This is a genomic window from Crocinitomix algicola, assembly GCF_001661595.2.
GTDB classification, from domain to species: domain Bacteria; phylum Bacteroidota; class Bacteroidia; order Flavobacteriales_D; family Crocinitomicaceae; genus Crocinitomix; species Crocinitomix algicola.
The window spans coordinates 1-17,334 of the sequence record NZ_LYPF02000024.1 but is presented as its reverse complement, the minus strand read 5'-3'; the positions used below and the strand labels follow the sequence as shown (position 1 = coordinate 17,334).

19 protein-coding genes are annotated in these 17,334 nt (G+C 35.1%); 10 read left to right on the top strand and 9 right to left on the bottom strand.

The genetic code is table 11. From position 1 onward, the window contains the following. The first annotated feature begins 89 nt into the window (after nt 1-89). A complete protein-coding gene (locus A8143_RS14100; RefSeq protein WP_066759449.1) occupies nt 90-281 on the top strand; it encodes a cold-shock protein in 192 nt (63 codons plus the stop codon). A gap of 64 nt (nt 282-345) precedes the next feature. On the opposite strand, the gene fabF is transcribed toward A8143_RS14100, so the two are convergent. The 5 genes from fabF to A8143_RS14075 all read right to left on the bottom strand — a co-directional run bounded on the left by fabF (nt 346) and on the right by A8143_RS14075 (nt 4,965). Then, a complete protein-coding gene (fabF, locus tag A8143_RS14095; RefSeq protein ID WP_066759447.1) occupies nt 346-1,593 on the bottom strand; it encodes a beta-ketoacyl-ACP synthase II in 1,248 nt (415 codons plus the stop codon). Further along, nucleotides 1,583-2,155, bottom strand: a complete 573-nt coding sequence (locus A8143_RS14090) for a TetR/AcrR family transcriptional regulator (RefSeq protein ID WP_066759446.1) — start codon at nt 2,153-2,155, stop codon at nt 1,583-1,585. The genes fabF and A8143_RS14090 overlap by 11 nt, the downstream gene beginning before the upstream one ends. A 96-nt stretch (nt 2,156-2,251) precedes the next feature. Further along, a complete protein-coding gene (locus tag A8143_RS14085) occupies nt 2,252-2,818 on the bottom strand; it encodes a carbonic anhydrase (protein ID WP_066759445.1) in 567 nt (188 codons plus the stop codon). A 123-nt stretch (nt 2,819-2,941) separates the two neighbouring features. Further along, complete coding sequence (gene chrA, locus A8143_RS14080) at nt 2,942-4,081, bottom strand: chromate efflux transporter (protein ID WP_066759444.1); 1,140 nt, start codon at nt 4,079-4,081, stop codon at nt 2,942-2,944. A 65-nt stretch (nt 4,082-4,146) separates the two neighbouring features. Continuing rightward, nucleotides 4,147-4,965: an AraC family transcriptional regulator gene (locus A8143_RS14075; RefSeq protein ID WP_066759441.1), complete on the bottom strand. Its 819-nt coding sequence runs from the start codon at nt 4,963-4,965 to the stop codon at nt 4,147-4,149. A 156-nt stretch (nt 4,966-5,121) separates the two neighbouring features. On the opposite strand from A8143_RS14075, the gene A8143_RS14070 reads away from it, so the two are divergent. Beyond that, nucleotides 5,122-6,696, top strand: coding sequence for a SulP family inorganic anion transporter (locus A8143_RS14070; protein ID WP_066759440.1), 1,575 nt, complete (start codon nt 5,122-5,124; stop codon nt 6,694-6,696). 57 nt (nt 6,697-6,753) lie between these two features. Here the strand turns inward: A8143_RS14070 and A8143_RS14065 are convergent, their stop codons facing one another. Continuing rightward, nucleotides 6,754-7,857 (bottom strand): hypothetical protein, encoded by a 1,104-nt coding sequence (locus A8143_RS14065; protein ID WP_066759439.1) that lies wholly within the window; start codon nt 7,855-7,857, stop codon nt 6,754-6,756. A 254-nt stretch (nt 7,858-8,111) separates the two neighbouring features. Here A8143_RS14065 and A8143_RS14060 point away from each other — a divergent pair, with 254 nt between their 5' ends. From A8143_RS14060 to arsB, 4 genes are read left to right on the top strand one after another with little or no spacing between them, the layout of a single operon-like run. After that, entirely contained in the window at nt 8,112-8,447 is a 336-nt protein-coding gene (locus tag A8143_RS14060; protein ID WP_066759438.1) for an ArsR/SmtB family transcription factor, read from the top strand. 48 nt (nt 8,448-8,495) lie between these two features. Beyond that, nucleotides 8,496-8,963 carry a DUF6428 family protein gene (locus A8143_RS14055; RefSeq protein WP_066759436.1) on the top strand — a complete coding sequence of 156 codons (468 nt, stop codon included), beginning with the start codon at nt 8,496-8,498 and terminating at the stop codon, nt 8,961-8,963. A 12-nt stretch (nt 8,964-8,975) separates the two neighbouring features. Further along, entirely contained in the window at nt 8,976-9,578 is a 603-nt protein-coding gene (locus A8143_RS14050) for a low molecular weight phosphatase family protein (RefSeq protein ID WP_066759434.1), read from the top strand. A gap of 1 nt (nt 9,579) precedes the next feature. After that, nucleotides 9,580-10,638: an ACR3 family arsenite efflux transporter gene (gene arsB / locus A8143_RS14045; RefSeq protein ID WP_175437551.1), complete on the top strand. Its 1,059-nt coding sequence runs from the start codon at nt 9,580-9,582 to the stop codon at nt 10,636-10,638. 64 nt (nt 10,639-10,702) lie between these two features. Here the strand turns inward: arsB and A8143_RS14040 are convergent, their stop codons facing one another. Beyond that, entirely contained in the window at nt 10,703-11,368 is a 666-nt protein-coding gene (locus A8143_RS14040) for a Rossmann-fold NAD(P)-binding domain-containing protein (protein WP_066759432.1), read from the bottom strand. Between the two features lie 70 nt (nt 11,369-11,438). Then, nucleotides 11,439-11,810 carry a winged helix-turn-helix transcriptional regulator gene (locus A8143_RS14035; protein WP_066759431.1) on the bottom strand — a complete coding sequence of 124 codons (372 nt, stop codon included), beginning with the start codon at nt 11,808-11,810 and terminating at the stop codon, nt 11,439-11,441. Nucleotides 11,811-12,008: 198 nt separating this feature from the next. Here A8143_RS14035 and A8143_RS14030 point away from each other — a divergent pair, with 198 nt between their 5' ends. The 4 genes from A8143_RS14030 to A8143_RS14015 all read left to right on the top strand — a co-directional run bounded on the left by A8143_RS14030 (nt 12,009) and on the right by A8143_RS14015 (nt 15,413). Beyond that, nucleotides 12,009-12,932, top strand: coding sequence for a DsbA family protein (locus A8143_RS14030; protein WP_066759562.1), 924 nt, complete (start codon nt 12,009-12,011; stop codon nt 12,930-12,932). Nucleotides 12,933-13,033: 101 nt separating this feature from the next. Next, entirely contained in the window at nt 13,034-13,402 is a 369-nt protein-coding gene (locus tag A8143_RS14025; protein WP_175437550.1) for a hypothetical protein, read from the top strand. Between the two features lie 146 nt (nt 13,403-13,548). Next, nucleotides 13,549-14,376 (top strand): MbnP family protein, encoded by an 828-nt coding sequence (locus tag A8143_RS14020; RefSeq protein ID WP_066759426.1) that lies wholly within the window; start codon nt 13,549-13,551, stop codon nt 14,374-14,376. 41 nt (nt 14,377-14,417) lie between these two features. After that, a complete protein-coding gene (locus A8143_RS14015) occupies nt 14,418-15,413 on the top strand; it encodes a cytochrome-c peroxidase (RefSeq protein ID WP_066759424.1) in 996 nt (331 codons plus the stop codon). A 48-nt stretch (nt 15,414-15,461) separates the two neighbouring features. Here A8143_RS14015 and A8143_RS14010 read toward each other — a convergent pair whose 3' ends face one another. Next, a complete protein-coding gene (locus tag A8143_RS14010) occupies nt 15,462-17,054 on the bottom strand; it encodes a hypothetical protein (RefSeq protein ID WP_066759423.1) in 1,593 nt (530 codons plus the stop codon). Between the last annotated feature and the right edge of the window lie 280 nt (nt 17,055-17,334).

Here is a 17,334-nt window from a genome sequence, read left to right as displayed (position 1 = left end):
TCGATTATTTTTCAATAATTTAGAATTATCCTATTGTATTCCAATAATTGCGCCTATATTTGACCCAATAATAATTTTTACTATTTAATATGAATAAAGGAACAGTTAAGTTCTTCAACGAAACTAAAGGATTTGGTTTCATCACAGAAGAAGGTTCAAACAAGGAGCACTTCGTGCACATCTCAGGTTTAATCGATGAAATTCGTGAAAACGATGAGGTTGAGTTCGAACTTCAAGAAGGAAAAAAAGGATTAAACGCAGTGAACGTAAGAGTCATATAAGTGATATAATTTATTTTTTGAAGACCCGTCATGGAAATTCCGTGACGGGTTTTTTTGTATAAGATTATATCTTCTTAAAGAGAACAATGGCATTGTGACCTCCAAATCCAAAAGCATTGCTCATTGCCACATTCACATCTGCCTCGCGAGCGGAATTGGTCACAACTTGCATGTTTTTAGGAATAAAATCATCGAGATTTTCAACATTAATTGTCGGTGGAATAATATTGTTTTGTATTGATTTTATCGAAAGAATAGCTTCAACTGCACCTGCAGCACCTAATAGATGCCCAGTCATAGATTTCGTAGCACTGATTTTTAAGTTTTCAGGAACTTCTCCAAATACATTTTGAATTGCTTTTATTTCACTAACATCACCCACTGGAGTTGAAGTTGCATGACAATTTAAATAATCTACATCAATTGGATTTAACCCCGCTTCTTTAAGCGCAATTTGCATAGCTTTTGTTGCACCTTTACCTTCAGGATGAGTTGCTGTCATGTGATAAGCATCGGCAGTCATTGATGCACCGACAATCTCACAGTAAATATTAGCACCTCGGGCCACTGCATGATCATAATCTTCAACTATCAAGGCACCAGCACCTTCACCCATTACAAAACCATCTCTATTTTTATCAAAAGGCCGTGATGCAGCTTCAGGATCATCATTCCTCGTTGACATTGCTCTTAGCGCATTAAACCCGCCAATTGAAGCTTCTGAAATAGGAGATTCAGATCCGCCTGTTACAAAAGCTTTAGCTTTGCCTAGACGGATATAATTAAAAGCATCCATTAAAGCTGTATTAGCCGTTGCACAAGCACTAACCGTATTGTAGTTTATTCCCATGATTCCATATTTTAATGAAATCATACCCGAAGCCATATTGGTTATAATTTTAGGGATGAAGAATGGATTGAACCTCGGGTTTTTTTCATTTTGATGATATGTTTCTAGTTCTTCTTCAAAAGTCGTCATTCCTCCTTGGCCCGATCCCCATATGACACCAACATCAAATGGAGACATTTTATCTAAGTCAATACCACTGTCCTTTATAGCTTCTGACGCAGCATAAATCGCGTACTGTGTAAAAAGGTCCGTTTTTCTTATTTCGCCGTGATCTAACCATAATTTTGGATCAAAATCAACGATTTCACAGGCAAATTTTGTTTTAAATTTTGAGGTGTCAAACTTGGAGATGTTTTTCGCACCACTCACACCATTTACGGCATTCTGCCAAAATTCATTTACCGTTTTCCCGATCGGTGTGATTGCACCAAGACCGGTTATTACCACTCTTTTATTTGCCATATGAATAGTTTTTGTCAATACGCTTAATTAAAGTTTCGCACATCTTTTCCAAATTGTCGGCCTTTGCCACTCGCTCTAAAATTAATGAAGCAAGCAATCCCGAAGTAATCATATTTGACATCTCAACCGAACTTTCATCAAAATTAAACTCGCCAGTTTTTTTACCTTCGTCAAAGCGTGTAATCAACCAGGTCGTAATCTCATCATGAGCGATTTGTAATTCTGCCCTCATTTCATCGGGTAGCGAATTATAATCGGATCCTAAAGAACCCATAAAACATATGCAGTCGTTTTTTTCATTTTTACGATACATTTCAATGAAGGCTTTCACCTGCTCTATTAAAGGTAAGTCTTCCCAGGTCTTTGTATTTTGATTGAATTTTTCTCGGGTTTCTTCTATTACCGCTTTTCCTAAATCTGCTTTTGTAGAAAAATGATAATGAATTGCAGCGTTTTTGATGTTCAGCTTATTGGCAATATCTGCATAACTAAAGGCGTTATAACCGATAGATCGAATCAGTTGATCCGCTATGACGACAATTTTTTTCCGTGTGGAAATCATATAACAAATATACTTACTTATTAGTAAGTAAGTCAAGTTTTGGACAAAAAAAATGGCCTCACTATTGTGAAGCCACCTATCAGAAAATCTTCAGAGCTATAGGAAATCCACAGCTCCTGAGTCTAAATTATAGTACGCAGGTAAAATTTTAACCGCTCCTTTATCTACAGCGTTTTTAATGATACTTGAGCGATTAACGAGCTCTTCGGTATTCATTTTTGCGTTTAATTTTACTACATCATTAACTTCAGCTCCTTGTTCAGAGGCAGCTACTGAAGGAGTAATGTGAGAAAGAAGATGGTTGAGGTTGTAGCCATTGTCGCCACCATTTACGGCAGCAGTCACAGCACCACAGCTTTCATGTCCTAATACAACTATCACCTGCGTTCCCAAATGTGCTACTGCATATTCAATACTGGCAATTGATGATGTGTTAGCGACATTTCCTGCAACACGAATTACGAAAATTTCGCCTAATCCTGTGTCAAATGCAAGTTCAGGAACAACACGACTATCGGCGCAACTTAAAATGATAGCATAAGGACTTTGTCCAGCAGTTAGCTCATCTCGACGAGCACTATTTTGTAATTTGCCATCTAATTTATCAGCAACGAATCGTTTATTTCCTTCTTTTAATCGGTCTAATACGTTTTCAATTGTCATTTTGTAAATTTTTGTTCTAAAGATAAAAACTTGGTCGAATTTTAGCCTTTTAAATTCGGTTTATTCTCTGATTTTAATTTTTTTTAGGATTCTACTTTTAATGGATGCTCGAGCAGCATTTGTCTATATTAAATACAATAAATAGCCTATTAAAGATCCTCCAAGAATAATGAATATTGGACTTATTTTCTTAAAGGTAAAAACAGTAATGAAAGCCGCTAAGGCTAAAACAATGGACCGCCAGTCGACCAATGTCTCGTTGCCCATTTCTACGATTACCCCCAGCATAACAGCAACAGCCGCTATGTTTACTGCATCCAAAAATCGACTCATAAATTTTGAATTACGCATTTTAGGAACAAGCGGGTTTAAGATTAAGACAAATATAAATGAAGGCAGGAAAATCCCTGCAGTAGCGGCTAAAGCTCCGCTAAAGCCGTTTAATTGATAGCCAATGAAAGTGGCCGTAGATAAAACCGGGCCGGGGGTGAATTGCCCCATTGCAATCGCATCTAACAATTCTTGTTGACTTAAATAGCCAAGATCAACAAGTTCTGCATCCAAATACGCAAAAAGTACATAACCACTTCCATAAAGTACCGCACCAACTTTTAAGAAAATCCAAAATATTTTCATCGAAGTTAATGTAAAGGCAACCGTTGTAGCAGTAGCGCCTTGAATTCCAATTAAAGGGAGGAATTGTCTCATAGTTTTTGAATTAATTTTATCTAAACCATAAAGAATAATTGCGCCAATTAATCCAGCTCCCAGCAATAAATAAACCTCATTTATTCCTAGAAAACTCAAAATGAGTACAATCCCCCCTAATATCCCTAAATGAACCGACTTAAGTGCCTTTTTCCCTAATTTGAAAATGGCCATAGCTATGATTGCCAATACAACAGGTTTAATTCCATAAATGAAAGGAGCAACATTCGGTAGTTCACCATAAGTAACATAAAAATAGGCCAGTAAACCTGTTAAAAACACGGCAGGTATTATAAAGGATAATCCAGCAATAAATAACCCCCAAAAACCAGCGCGTTCGTGTCCACAATGCATCGTCATTTCCGTGGAATTGGGTCCAGGAATTAGATTGGTAGCCCCAATTAAATCTAAAAAGTGTTGCTTAGACATCCATTTGCGCTTTTCAACTATTTCCGCTTCCATCATCGCAATATGCGCAGCAGGTCCTCCAAAGGCAAATAATCCTAATTTAAAAAATACGCTGGCCACTTCTTTCAGCTTTTCTCCTTGTGTCATTTTTTTTATTTGCAAAATTAGACAGTTAAAGTTTACTTTAATGGTATTTTTGAAATAGGTGAGGGCTAATCTTGGTATAAACGATATTGATTTGGTGTTTTATGTTTATACCTTTTGAAAAATTTAATAAAGTGCGAGTCATCATTAAACCCCAAATGGTGTGCAATTTCCGCGATGGTAAGCTCCGAATAGTACAAAAGGCGTACAGCTTCATTTAAAACGTGCTCAGCGACCAGTTCAACTGCTGTTTTACCGGACTCCTTTTTGCAGATTAAGGTTAAGTTTTGAGGACTTGTGTTTAATTGTGACGCCAGATCATTGACTTTGCAGTAATAGGGCTGTTGTTCCTCTAGCAATTCTACAAAAGATATATAATAAGGGTTACTCCCCGATTTATCTGATTTTAATTCTTTACGGTTGGAAAGCAGCACAGCTAAAAAAGCTTTTAATAATCCGTCTTTATAATCGTCATTATAAGTTGGGTTATCATATTCTTCAATTAACAACTTTCCGATTTCTTTAAGTGGTGAAATGGTTTTAAGAACAAGCCCCTGACTGGTTGTGAGTGAATCGAGCAAAATTTTTAACCGGTGGTCCGAACGTTTTTTAATGTATTCATTTTTAATAATAAAAACCAATCCATTGATTCCTTCATCCAACTCCCAATTGTGTATTTGTCCACGTCTTAGAATAAAAGCCATGGGTTGATTAACCGGGTAATTTTTAGCGTCAATAATATGTGAGCCACTAGCTTCAAAAAGTATTACTATTTCAAGGTAGTTCTTATGTTTATGCGGCAGGGTTTTTCTTTTACTTTCATCAAAATACGCTACTTTAAAACTGTGCTTAGGGTTAGAATTGTCCTTGATTTGAATGTCTTTCATTTCTATATATTAGTCTCGATAATTCTGCCTAAAATTAAAAAAACGAATTGGATCTGCAGAGTGAGCAATTTTAAATGGTTATATTTGCGCCCTTTAAAAAGGATTATTCAAATCAATTATTCATTCAACTCATTCTGAGTAAGTTTATAATTATACATGAAGAAATATTTTAATTTATTCGACCTGAGCCAAAAGGTGGATTATAAAACGGAAGTACTTTCAGGTTTAACAGTGGCCTTAGCCCTTGTTCCCGAAGCTGTCGCCTTTGCATTACTCGCTGGTTTATCACCTCTCACAGGTTTATATGCCGCCTTTGTTATGGGGTTAATTACAGCCATATTAGGAGGAAGACCAGGAATGATTTCAGGGGCAACCGGGGCAGTAGCGGTAGTTTTTACAGGATTAATTACGGCATTGAAAGTTAAAAACCCAGATATTACGATTGAAGAAATAACGCAGTATATTTTTATTACGGTAATTATTGCAGGAATTTTGCAATTAGTCGCGGGGTTTTTGCGCTTAGGAAAACTCATGCGTTTGGTTCCGCATCCGGTTATTTTTGGATTTGTGAATGGATTAGCAATCATCATTTTTTCTGCACAACTCGCACAATTTACTGTGGATAGTACTGATCCTGATGCTCCTTGGATGGAAGGAACTCAGCTATACACGTTTCTTGGGTTGGTTTTATTGTCCATGGCAATAATTTGGGGATTACCGAAGTTAACAAAAAAGATACCTTCTGGTTTAGTGGCAATTTTGGTAATATTTGGATTAGTTTATGGTTTAGATATTGACACCACAACTGTTGGAGATATTGCTTCTGTAAGTGGAGGCTTTCCAGTACCAGCAATTCCTGACGTACCTTACACCTGGGATACTTTAGTTCTTGTATTCCCCTATGCAGCCATTGTTGCAGGTGTTGGTTTAATTGAAAGTTTATTGACCTTGAATATTATTGATGAAATTACAGAAACCCGTGGTAGAGGAAATAAAGAGGCCGTCGCTCAAGGTACGGCAAATGTATTGTCTGGGTTCCTTTTAGGTATGGGAGGATGTGCGATGATTGGCCAGTCCTTAATTAATATTTCATCGGGATCACGAGCTAGATTGTCAGGAATAGTTGCAGCGATTATGCTCCTCGTTTTTGTAATGTTTGGTGCAGGGTTAATTGAAAAGTTACCGATGGCCGCGTTGACAGGTCTAATGATTATGGTTTCTATTGGAACATTTGAATGGGCGAGTTTAAAAACGTTTAATAAAATGCCGAAATCCGATATTATTGTGATGTTAACTGTAACACTTGTTACTGTGTTCCTTCATAATTTAGCATTGGCGGTTTTAATTGGGGTAATAATAGCAGCCCTAGTTTTTGCATGGGATAACGCAAAAAGAATTCGTGCACGAAAACATGTTGATCAGGATGGGGTGAAGCATTATGAAATTTATGGTCCGTTATTTTTTGGATCAGTGGAAGTGTTTAACCAAAAATTTGATGTTATAAATGACCCAGATGTAGTTGTGGTAGATTTTAAAGAGAGTAGAGTAGTGGATATGTCCGCAATTGAAGCCTTAAATAAATTAACTGAACGCTATAAAAAAGTGGGTAAAATAATACATTTGAAGCATCTCAGTACGGACTGTAGAAAATTGTTGAAAGATGCGGATAAGTTGATTGAGGTGAATGTTTTAGAGGATCCTACTTACAAGGTAATTACTGATTCAATTTAAGAATTAAAAACCCCTTTTTGAAACTTCAAAAAGGGGTTTTCTTTTTTGAGTTATTAACTATTTGTAGGTGAATGCGTCGTTTGGATTGACATAATAAATGCGTTGATCATTGTATAACATGTATGTGTTCCCATAAGTATTGTTTTCTAGGTAATCTTGCGCTATATAAAAGCCCTCTCGCTTATAGTTTCCTTTTGGTGTTTTCATTACAACAATGGCCTTAACGATTCTTTTCATCGGAATCCCAGTAATAGGATATCGTTTAATTTCCCAATCGGTAGAAACGATATAGGCATACTCAACCTCTTCTTTCCATTGATAGGCATCTGCAGTTTTTTTAATTAGCGACAAAGCTTCAGCTTTTAATTTACTATTGGTCATTCCTTCTTTTGGAAGAGGCTTGGCTTCCGCAATGTCCTGACCTAACTTCGTCTCCCGCAAACGATCAAATTTTTCAAATACAACCTGCGAAGTATATTCAGGATTGGCCTGGTATTCTTTGAATTTTGAAGTGTCTTTTGCAGCTATATAGAATGCTTCAGGCTCATAATCATTCATCCACTGATGTCCTACTTCGTCATTCTTATGATAGACATAGGCCCCAAAAAGTATAACTCCTGGCTCTAGGACTAAACATTTTGCATTAAAAATTTCCTGTGGACCGCCTTGAATTCCGAATTGAAAATTCATATTTCCTTTATCAGCCGATTTTTGATATTCTTTTAAAATTACAGCATAGTTCGAGTCTTCGCTCGAAAAATGAACTTGCATGTCATAAGTGTCCGGCGAATAGTTAATTGAGAAACCACTATACATTTTTGTAGTGTCAGAGCTGAAATGACTGGATGGAGTCTTTGAAAATACAGTGTTTAAATAATAAAATCCACTTAAACCTACGCGATCTTCAAAATCCTTTTTATATAATCCTTTTATGATTGCTTGATTATTATCAACCTTTAAAATTCGATCTTCAAAACTATAAACTTCTTTGGCGTATTCTTCTGGAGTAATAATTTTTGGTTTTTTTGATGTCGAACTACCGTCAGTTTTTAAAACCGTTGAACTTTTTTCTTTTAGCTGATTTTTTAAATTTCCTAGCTGACCAAAACTTGTTGCGGAAACGACTATAACAGCAAAAATTGTGAATGTTTTTTTATACATAGTTGTTGATTAGAATATTTTTCGGCGCTAAAATACAAACGCTATTGGTGTGAATTTGTGAAAATTTTAGTAACCATTTGATTAAGTTTATTAATGGATTTTGCCCAAACAAAAGCCCGAAGCAACAGTATTTATATGTGTTTTATAACTGGTTGAAAACTTGCTTTTTAGTTATGCAGGCATAAGTTCTGCTAAAAAAAATAAAATCAAATATGTCTTTTTTGAATTATATATCGTAATATTGCAATATAATTATGGGTTTAACTAAAACAAATTTATTTACCGAAGAGCAAAATGCTTTTGCACAGATGGGGAAAGTGTTTTCGCATCCAGCACGTGTTGCGATTCTACAACATTTATTAAATGCTAATGCATGTATAAATTCTGATTTAGTACAAGAATTAGGTCTCGCGCAAGCTACAATTAGTCAACACTTGAAAGAATTGAAAGCAATTGGAATCATAAAAGGAACTATAGAAGGTGTTTCGATGAGCTACTGTATAGATGAAGAAAAATGGCTAGCGTTTAAGGCGAGCTTTGAAAACTTTTTCGATCAACACCCTTGTTGTGGAGCAGATAATTGCTGTTAAAAAAATTTGAATACACCCATCGTAATATTGCAATAATTAAATGATAAAATGAATTTAGACAGATTTAAACAAGAATTAATCAAAAGAGAGAAAATCGCTTTTGAGTTGCCAAATGGAGAATTGGTTCCTGCACATTTTCACGTAACAGAAGTAGGTAATGTTACGAAGCACTTTATTGATTGCGGAGGAACAATGCGATTAGAACAAAGAGTAAATTTTCAGCTGTGGGAAGCAAATGATTATGACCACCGCTTGCATCCTGAGAAGTTGTTATCAATCATTGAGTTGTCAGAAAAACGCTTAGGATTAACAAATCAGGAAATTGAAGTAGAATATCAAGGAGCTACAATTGGTAAGTACGGAATTGAGTTAAAGGGAGATCATTTTTTATTGAAATCGCTGACAACAGACTGCTTAGCAAAAGATAAATGTGGAATTCCTACAGATGAAAATCAGGTAAATAACGCCACTTCAACATCGAATAATACGTGTACACCAGGATCTGGATGCTGCTAAAAAAGAAAAAACATGTTTGAAAAAATTAAAACAATCATAAAGTTGATTGATTTGGAGACGATTGATGCTAATCGTAAGAAAGAACTGGATCTTTTGGTTAGCTTCATTCAAAATAAAAAGAACGCAGAATCCCCGATTCTCTTAAATTATATATGCACACATAATTCGCGAAGAAGTCAATTTGCTCAAATATGGAGCACCGTAGCTGCCGACTATTATAACGTTTCAGCTCAATCGTTTAGCGGTGGAGTGGAAATAACTGCTTTTAATACGCGTGCCTTTAGTTCTCTTCAACGATTTGGCTTTGATATTGATGTTGATAAAGGAAACAATCCTAAAGTACGTGTCAAGTGGAATGAACAAAAAGAACCTATTGTGATGTATTCAAAGTTGTACGATGACACAATTAACCCAAATAGCACTTTTGCGGCAATAATGACTTGTTCGCATGCAGATGAGAATTGTCCTTTTGTGGCAGGATGTGAGCAAAGAATTCCAATTCGTTACGATGATCCCAAACTATTTGATGATTCTCCGTTAGAAGAAACTTTCTACGATTATCGCTCTTTCGAAATTGCGACAGAAATGTTTTATGTCTTTTCAAAAATCAAATAAGATGAGTGAAGATCTAAAAATTGGATTTTTTGAAAAATACCTTACCCTATGGGTAATATTGTGTATTGCTGCAGGAATTGGCGTTGGGTATTTAGCTGGTGATGATATTCGCATATTAAGTGATTGGAATATAGGCGCCGTAAATGTTCCCGTTTCAATTTTGGTTTGGTTAATGATTTATCCAATGATGGTTCAAATTGATTTTTCATCGCTTAAATATGTTTCACGAAATTGGAAAGGCCTAGGTCTTACTGTTATTGTAAACTGGTTGATTAAACCATTTACTATGGCGTTATTTGCTTATGTTTTTTTTAAGATGTTGTATGGCGCATGGATGAGTCCAGAAGATGCTGAACAGTATTTGGCGGGTGCAATATTATTGGGTGCAGCTCCTTGTACAGCTATGGTTTTTGTATGGTCGTATCTCACAAAAGGAGACGCAAATTATACCTTGGTACAGGTTTCTGTAAACGATTTAATTCTATTAATCGCCTTTGTACCGATTGTTGGATTACTTTTTTCATGGTTCGATATTAGTTTTTTAAATGGAAATGGAGAAGTAATCGGAATTCCTTATAAAACTTTAATTACTTCCGTTATTGTCTTTGTTGTAATTCCATTAGTGACTGGCTATTTAACGAATCGAATGTTAATTAAACAGAAAGGAAAAGTTTGGTTTGAGAATAAATTTCTAAAGCAACTAAAACCAATCTCAATACTTGCATTATTACTAACCTTAGTGTTGATTTTTGCTTTTCAAGGACAAAAGATTATTGAAAACCCTTTGGCCATTCTTTTAATCGCAATTCCATTAACGCTACAAACGTATTTTATCTTTTTTGTGAGTTGGTTTGCTGGACGTTTTCTAAAATTAAATCACGCAGTTTGTGCACCGTCAGCTATGATTGGAGCAAGTAATTTTTTCGAACTAGCCGTTGCGGTTGCCATTTCTATTTTTGGATTGAATTCTGGAGCTTCACTAGCCACGGTTGTTGGTGTTTTAATTGAAGTACCCGTGATGTTGTCATTAGTTGCTATTGCCAATCGTTGGCGTTATTAGTGCAAAGAGGAGGCGCATTTTTTTGATTATTTTTTAAAAGCGTTTGCTTCAGCGCCTCCTCTTTTTATGTTTTACTTGCAATTCGATTAATCGCTTCACCATCAATATGCTTTATAGTTTCTGGAGCAAAGGTTAGATTGATCATAGCTTTACCCAAATTACTCGATGTGGTAACTGATTTTAACTTGCGGAGTAAGAAATAAAATGGTCGCATAATATCATATAAAAGTTGATACCACTTCGTTTTTGATTTAACTCCTTTTTCAGGCAAAATTGCTCCAGGTCGAAATGCATATGCATCTTTAAACCCCATGTTAAGAATCAGGTTTTCTGTTTTTCCTTTAATTCTAGCCCACATTATTTTTCCTTTTTCACTGCTGTCAGTTCCTTGCCCCGAAACATAAGTGAAAATAATGTTAGGATTTAAATCAAACAGCGTTTTAGCCAATGATGCAGTAACATCATAAGTTAATTTTTCATACTTCTTTTCATTCATCCCAGATGACGAAACACCCATGCAATGATAACAGGCATCATATCCTACTAACTCATGTTTGATGGTCTCAAATTGAAGAAAATCAGGGAGAATAACTTCCTTCACTTTATGGTCTTTAATTCCAATACTATTGCGATTTACCAGAAGAATTTCTTCAGTCCTTTTGTCAGCGACACATTCAATTAATACGCCTTTGCCTACCATCCCGGTTGACCCCGTTATTATTACCTTCATGTTCTATTTAATTAACTATACCTTTGGTCGTTTAGCAAGAAGTTTTATTTCAAAATTGCCAAACTTTTGATTAATCATTCGTGTTTTTATTTAAAATAGAAGCGCGATATGCAATGCCCCAATTTGCTAACTCATCAATTAATGGGGATAAGGTTCTTCCATTTTCTGTAATTGCATATTCAACAGTGATGGGTTTTGTGTCCAAGACTTTCCTGCTAATAAGTTGATTTACCTCTAAATCTTGTAATTCTTTTGATAACATTTTTGTACCTATGCCATTCACTTCACGCAATAAATCCATGAAGCCTAATTTATTACCTTCAATTAAAGTTCCTAAAATGTGGAATTTCCATTTACCAGATAATACACTCATGGCATCGCTTATTGCTTGCATTCTCAATTGGCAGATTGGGGTTTCATTGATCTGGGCTTTTTTTCTCATCGGTCTATTTATTATTTATTGTAGTTTCCAAAAGGGAACTACTTTCTAAAAGGAAATGAATAGCAAAAATACAATTAGTTTGCATTAATTTTGCGGTAATAATTAATTCAATCAATGATCAAGAATTTAAATTATCTGATACTGCTGCTAGCTTTTTTTAACCTATCGGCTTGTCAGGGACAAACGACATCGAAAGAAATGAAAGAGAATAAAACCAATCCATTATTATGTGATCCTGAAACTGGGATGTGCGAAGTTCCGGGTAAGGAAAATCAGAACAAATCACTCCAAAATAACACAGACAAAACAACTGAAAAAATTAAGATAATTTATTTTACAGATCCAATTTGTTCGTCGTGTTGGGGCATTGAACCGCAATTGCGTAAATTGAAATTAGAATACGGAGAAAGTATTACCATTGAATATCGCATGGGAGGATTGCTGCCTGATTGGTCATATAATAGCGGTGGAATTAGTCAACCTTCAGATGTTGCTCATCATTGGGATGAAGTTAGTTTGCATTATCAAATGCCCATTGATGGAGATGTTTGGTTAGAAGATCCTTTAGATTCGTCTTACCCACCATCAATTGCTTTTAAAGCTGCCCAAGAGCAAGACTACAATAAAGCACAATTGTTTATGAGAGCCATCAGGGAAATGGTTTTCCTGAAAAAGGTGAATATTGCCAAATGGGAAAATATAGAAAAAGCAGCAATAAAAGTTGGCTTAGACCCTGTTCAACTAAAAAATGACGTAGAAGGAATTGGTAAATTAAAGTTTGGTCAAGACTTGGAGCTTGCTCGAAAATATAATGTTAGAGGATTTCCAACCATGATTTTTGAAGGTGTAAATGGTGCAAATGAACGCGTGTACGGTTCACAACCTTATGCTTTGTACGAAGTGGCTTTATTGAAATTAAATCCAGCAATCAAAAAACAAGAATATGGGAAAACGTGGAATGAACTGTTTGAGGTTTATACTTCATATACATTGAGAGAATTTGCTGAGATATCTGGAGTACCTACTTCGCAAAGTGAATCATTATTGAATGATCTCGTCGAAAATGGTAAACTGGATCGTTTTGACACGAAAAATGGAAGCATCTGGACAATTATTCAATAAACCCTAATTATTTGCCAATGTAAAAGGGATATTTTAGACGTTTCGAATTGTATTATTGCTAATTTTGTACCGTGATTTCATGGCGAAACATATTAGCCCTATTGTTTGTCAACTTGTTTTTATTGAGTGCTCTGTGGCAGTTTTCTATAGTTTCTTATTATTTTTTAAATCAAGAAGAAATTACAGCCAAACATTGTGTAAATAAAGATAAACCAGAACTAAACTGTAAAGGAAAATGTCATATAACGAAGCTTTTAACGGGGCAAGAAAAAAAAGTTGGCAAAGCAGCGCAAACGAAATCATCAACATGGCTACTCGTATTTCAAGCAAAACAGAATATACAAAAATTCAAGTTGTTAAGTTTATTTAAAAACAATCTACAAACTTATCATACGCCTGGCATACCATACAAAGGTTATGGTAAATCTATTTTCACTCCTCCAGAAGAACAATTATTTCAACAGGCATAAGTCTAATGACATATGAATAGTTGGAAGTTTAAGATTCAACTTCAGCAAAGTAATTGAAATTAATAATTATTTATCGTGTGTAAAGTGCTCAATTTAAAATCATGTTTTGAGTTCTGATTACACGTTCATTAAAAAAATTAAAAGGAATGAAAATTAAAAATATAACACTAATTGTTCTACTAGGAGGTTTGAGTTTAACTTCTTGTAAAAAAGAAGGTTGTACGGATGAGGCCGCAACAAATTACAGTGAAAAGGCAAAAAAAGATGACGGTTCTTGTGTCTATGAGCATAACCATGATGAAACCGGAACATTAAATATTGAGGTAGATTATAAATGGGGTATGGCAGGAGCTGATTTTAATATGGAAACTACGTTGGAACATCCCATGACAGGGGATGAACTTGAATTTTCAACGTTCAAATATTATATTTCGAATTTCAAATTAAAAAATGAAAATGGCGAATGGTGGTCACACCCAGAAAGTTACTTTTTAGTCGATTTAAGTGAAGGACTTGATAATCCTTTAAAAATTGAAGGTGTCCCAGTAGGGAACTACACAGAAATGACGTACATGTTGGGTGTAGACAGCACGAGAAATGTATCAGGAGCGCAAGACGGTGCATTATCTGTTTCACACGGTATGTTTTGGAGTTGGAGTAATGGTTATATCATGTTAAAAGCAGAAGGTACTTCTCCTGATTCTGGGTCAGGATCTTTTGCATTTCACCTTGGAGGTTTTCAGGGAGAATATAATATTGTGACGGAAAAGAATGTATTATTCAGTTCTGAAGATTTAGTGATTGAAGAGGACAAAACAAGTGCTGTACACTTAATTGCGAACCCTGCACGTTTATGGCATGGGTCTCCGAGTGTGAGTGAAACAGCAATGATTCATATGCCTGGAGAAGCAGCACAAACTATGGCTGTAAATTTCTACGAAAATATCGCATTTGACCGTGTTGAGAATAATTAAAAAGAATTACTCCCAGTCTATAAGCTGGGAGTTTTTTTAACATGAAGTATTTTTTGAGCATATTATTTTTAACAGGATTAATGATGTCTTGTAAAAAGGAGGCTGTTGAAGTGTCGTTAATTAAACAACCTGGTCATTTTCCCAAACCTCATTATAATTTCGCAAATTTCGAATTAAATCAAGCTGGAATTGATTTGGGGAAAGCACTGTTTTACGATCCAATTTTATCTTTTGATAATTCAATTTCATGCGCTTCATGTCACCATCAAAGCGCCGGGTTTTCGGATCCCGGAAAATCCTTTAGTCTTGGTGTTGATGATAGCTTGTCCGATAGAAATTCAATAGGTTTAGTTAACCTAATTTGGAGCCCAACATTTTTTTGGGATGGGGGCGTAAATCACCTCGAATTGACAGGATTTGCTCCTATAAATAATGTGAAAGAAATGAAAGAAGATATGAATCATATTGTAGATGAATTATATCAAGACAACGATTATCGTGCTTTGTTTTTACGCGCATTTAATGAAGATACTATTACTGCACAACGTGTATTATGGTCTTTGGCAGCATATATGGCAACTTTAATTTCTTCCGAATCATATTACGACCGTGTATATAAGGGAGAAGCAAGTTTTAATGTAGAACAGGACAAGGGCTATAAATTATTTCAACGAGACTGCGTAAGCTGTCATACTGAGCCATTAACTTCCAATTACAATTTCGAAAACAATGGACTAGACGAAGAGTTTGAAGATTTAGGGCGAGCGCAAATTACATTAAACGCATCGGATAGAGGGAAGTTTAAAGTACCAACCTTAAGAAATATCACCTTAACAGCACCATATATGCACGATGGGCGCTTCAACACACTCAATGAAGTAATTGATCATTATAGCGATGGAATAAAAATGAGTGCAACCTTAAGTAATAAGTTACCAGAAGGTTTTCACTATACCCCTAGTGAGAAGAAAGCGTTGATTAAGTTTTTAGAAACTTTAGTAGATCCTTTTTTTGTTCAAAATCCTGATTTTAACTAAAAAAAGATTAGCAGCAACCCGTACTTAAAAAAAGTTTTATAAAAAAGTTTAATCATAAAACCCTTCGGTTTTCATCTCGGTTTTATCGAATATCCACTCGTATAACATGTCATGATTCTCCCCGGAAAGAACATAATAACGACCATCAAATTTGACAAAATCAGAAGGATACCCCTTCTCAGTTAGTTCCCCTTTTTGATTGGTCAAAAAACCAGTGTACAAAATGAAGCGTTTACCATCATGAGCAAAATGTGTGTCGTCGCCAATTGTACTTTTATAATGAAAAATATAATTGCCTCCTATGGTTAATGGATTCGTGTGTGGAACGAGATCAAATCGATAACCTTTCATTTTCATTGGTTGAATAGGTCGTTGAAAATTGTTATTAGGCGAATTTATACATAGTTTGTATCGAGGTGAATCTCTGTATTTATAATTAATAAAATAGTAGATTTTCTCTTGCTGATGATAGCCTGCTGAACCTACGAAACCGTCTAGTTTATTATCCATAGAGTAGCCTGTAAGTTTGTAATGTATAAATTGACCTTCATGAAAATAAAAAATTCCATACCTATTGTTTTTATTGGATGATTCTGTATTCACATTTTCAACGACATTCGTTAACAAGCCGGTATAGAACAATTCGTTATTAATAACACGTAAATGATGACTTGCTTCTTTTAAATAACCGTCAGCAGAATAAATTAAATTTTCGTAAACGGCGTTATTGGCTTTTTTTGGATAAGATTTAAAATTAGCGTGAGTTAATATTTTATCTGTGTGATTTTTAAGGTCGTAAACATGCAATTCTTTTGCTAAAAGATGTTCCTCTTGGCTTTGACTGTTTAGCCGTTTTGATTCTTGGACAATTGAGAATAGTTGATTTTTGTGAACGACAGAATACACAAAAGTTCTCTCCTTGTAATACTTGGTTTTGCCATTTGAAAAAATTGAATAATACTTCGGTGCTTTATAAAGATAAGTTAATGCTCCTTCATCATAATGGTAGTAGCCTGAATTACCATTCACCGTAGCTTCAAATATTAAATGATTCGAATTGTAAATTAATGGATTGCCAAAATAACTTACACCGTTTTCCATTGATTTCATTATTTTTTCATATTCTGCAGGATTTGTTGTTTCAGGATTGCCCAATTTAGCCATGTTTACTAGGTTTTCCTTGATACTTGAGATCAAAAAAGGCGTGTGTTTACCATTCTTATAACGGTGTAATTCCGTTTGCATCGCCTCAGGATGCTTTGAACCTGCTGTGTTCTTAGGGCCATATCCTATTAATACCTCACCTTTGTACAAAGTACAAAACCCATAATACTCTAATTCTTGAGCAACAGGTTTTGTTCCTGTATTTTGGGTGGCGATTTCTGTATAGCCTTCGGGAAATGTTTCGAGTGGTGCCTGTATTACTTTGGTATTGGTTCCATCGAATTCAAGTAAAGTATATTTAGGAACATCGTTTATCAGTTTCATGAAGTTAAAATATACTTTAGTACCATCTGCCGTTTTAACCGGATTCCCCAAGTAACTGCCATACTTTTCTTTCAAAACATATTTGGGTATCATTTTTCCTTGTACAGAAAAACTGATGATGATAAAACTGAAAATTAAAGTAATTTCTTTCATTTTAACGTGCGTTAATACTACTGAATTGATTCAAAAGTAGTGGTCGTTTTACAATGTGCTTTTTAGGTAGAAGACTCCTTTTTACAGAGCACCTTCTGCATATGAAGCCAAAATTACCTTATTAAAAAAAGAATTTTTTTCCTAATTAATGAACGACAGAAATAGTTTAAGGAACTGTACAGAGCTTAGTTTATTTGATTAACTGTTTTTGTAAGAATCTTTCTTTAGTATTGAGAATATTGAAATAACTCATTAAGTATTGTGCCATTTTACTTTGGGT

Bases quoted from the DNA above. Each gene is read 5' to 3' on its own strand.
- A8143_RS14055 (WP_066759436.1), top strand. From the start codon at position 8,496: ATGAATTTAGACAGATTTAAACAAGAATTAATCAAAAGAGAGAAAATC.
- A8143_RS14015 (WP_066759424.1), top strand. From the start codon at position 14,418: ATGAAGTATTTTTTGAGCATATTATTTTTAACAGGATTAATGATGTCT.
- A8143_RS14060 (WP_066759438.1), top strand. From the start codon at position 8,112: ATGGGTTTAACTAAAACAAATTTATTTACCGAAGAGCAAAATGCTTTT.
- A8143_RS14050 (WP_066759434.1), top strand. From the start codon at position 8,976: ATGTTTGAAAAAATTAAAACAATCATAAAGTTGATTGATTTGGAGACG.
- A8143_RS14070 (WP_066759440.1), top strand. From the start codon at position 5,122: ATGAAGAAATATTTTAATTTATTCGACCTGAGCCAAAAGGTGGATTAT.
- A8143_RS14090 (WP_066759446.1), bottom strand. From the start codon at position 2,155: ATGATTTCCACACGGAAAAAAATTGTCGTCATAGCGGATCAACTGATT.
- A8143_RS14040 (WP_066759432.1), bottom strand. From the start codon at position 11,368: ATGAAGGTAATAATAACGGGGTCAACCGGGATGGTAGGCAAAGGCGTA.
- A8143_RS14020 (WP_066759426.1), top strand. From the start codon at position 13,549: ATGAAAATTAAAAATATAACACTAATTGTTCTACTAGGAGGTTTGAGT.
- chrA (WP_066759444.1), bottom strand. From the start codon at position 4,081: ATGACACAAGGAGAAAAGCTGAAAGAAGTGGCCAGCGTATTTTTTAAA.
- A8143_RS14085 (WP_066759445.1), bottom strand. From the start codon at position 2,818: ATGACAATTGAAAACGTATTAGACCGATTAAAAGAAGGAAATAAACGA.
- A8143_RS14030 (WP_066759562.1), top strand. From the start codon at position 12,009: ATGAAAGAGAATAAAACCAATCCATTATTATGTGATCCTGAAACTGGG.
- A8143_RS14010 (WP_066759423.1), bottom strand. From the start codon at position 17,054: ATGAAAGAAATTACTTTAATTTTCAGTTTTATCATCATCAGTTTTTCT.
- fabF (WP_066759447.1), bottom strand. From the start codon at position 1,593: ATGGCAAATAAAAGAGTGGTAATAACCGGTCTTGGTGCAATCACACCG.
- A8143_RS14075 (WP_066759441.1), bottom strand. From the start codon at position 4,965: ATGAAAGACATTCAAATCAAGGACAATTCTAACCCTAAGCACAGTTTT.
- arsB (WP_175437551.1), top strand. From the start codon at position 9,580: ATGAGTGAAGATCTAAAAATTGGATTTTTTGAAAAATACCTTACCCTA.
- A8143_RS14035 (WP_066759431.1), bottom strand. From the start codon at position 11,810: ATGAGAAAAAAAGCCCAGATCAATGAAACCCCAATCTGCCAATTGAGA.
- A8143_RS14100 (WP_066759449.1), top strand. From the start codon at position 90: ATGAATAAAGGAACAGTTAAGTTCTTCAACGAAACTAAAGGATTTGGT.
- A8143_RS14065 (WP_066759439.1), bottom strand. From the start codon at position 7,857: ATGTATAAAAAAACATTCACAATTTTTGCTGTTATAGTCGTTTCCGCA.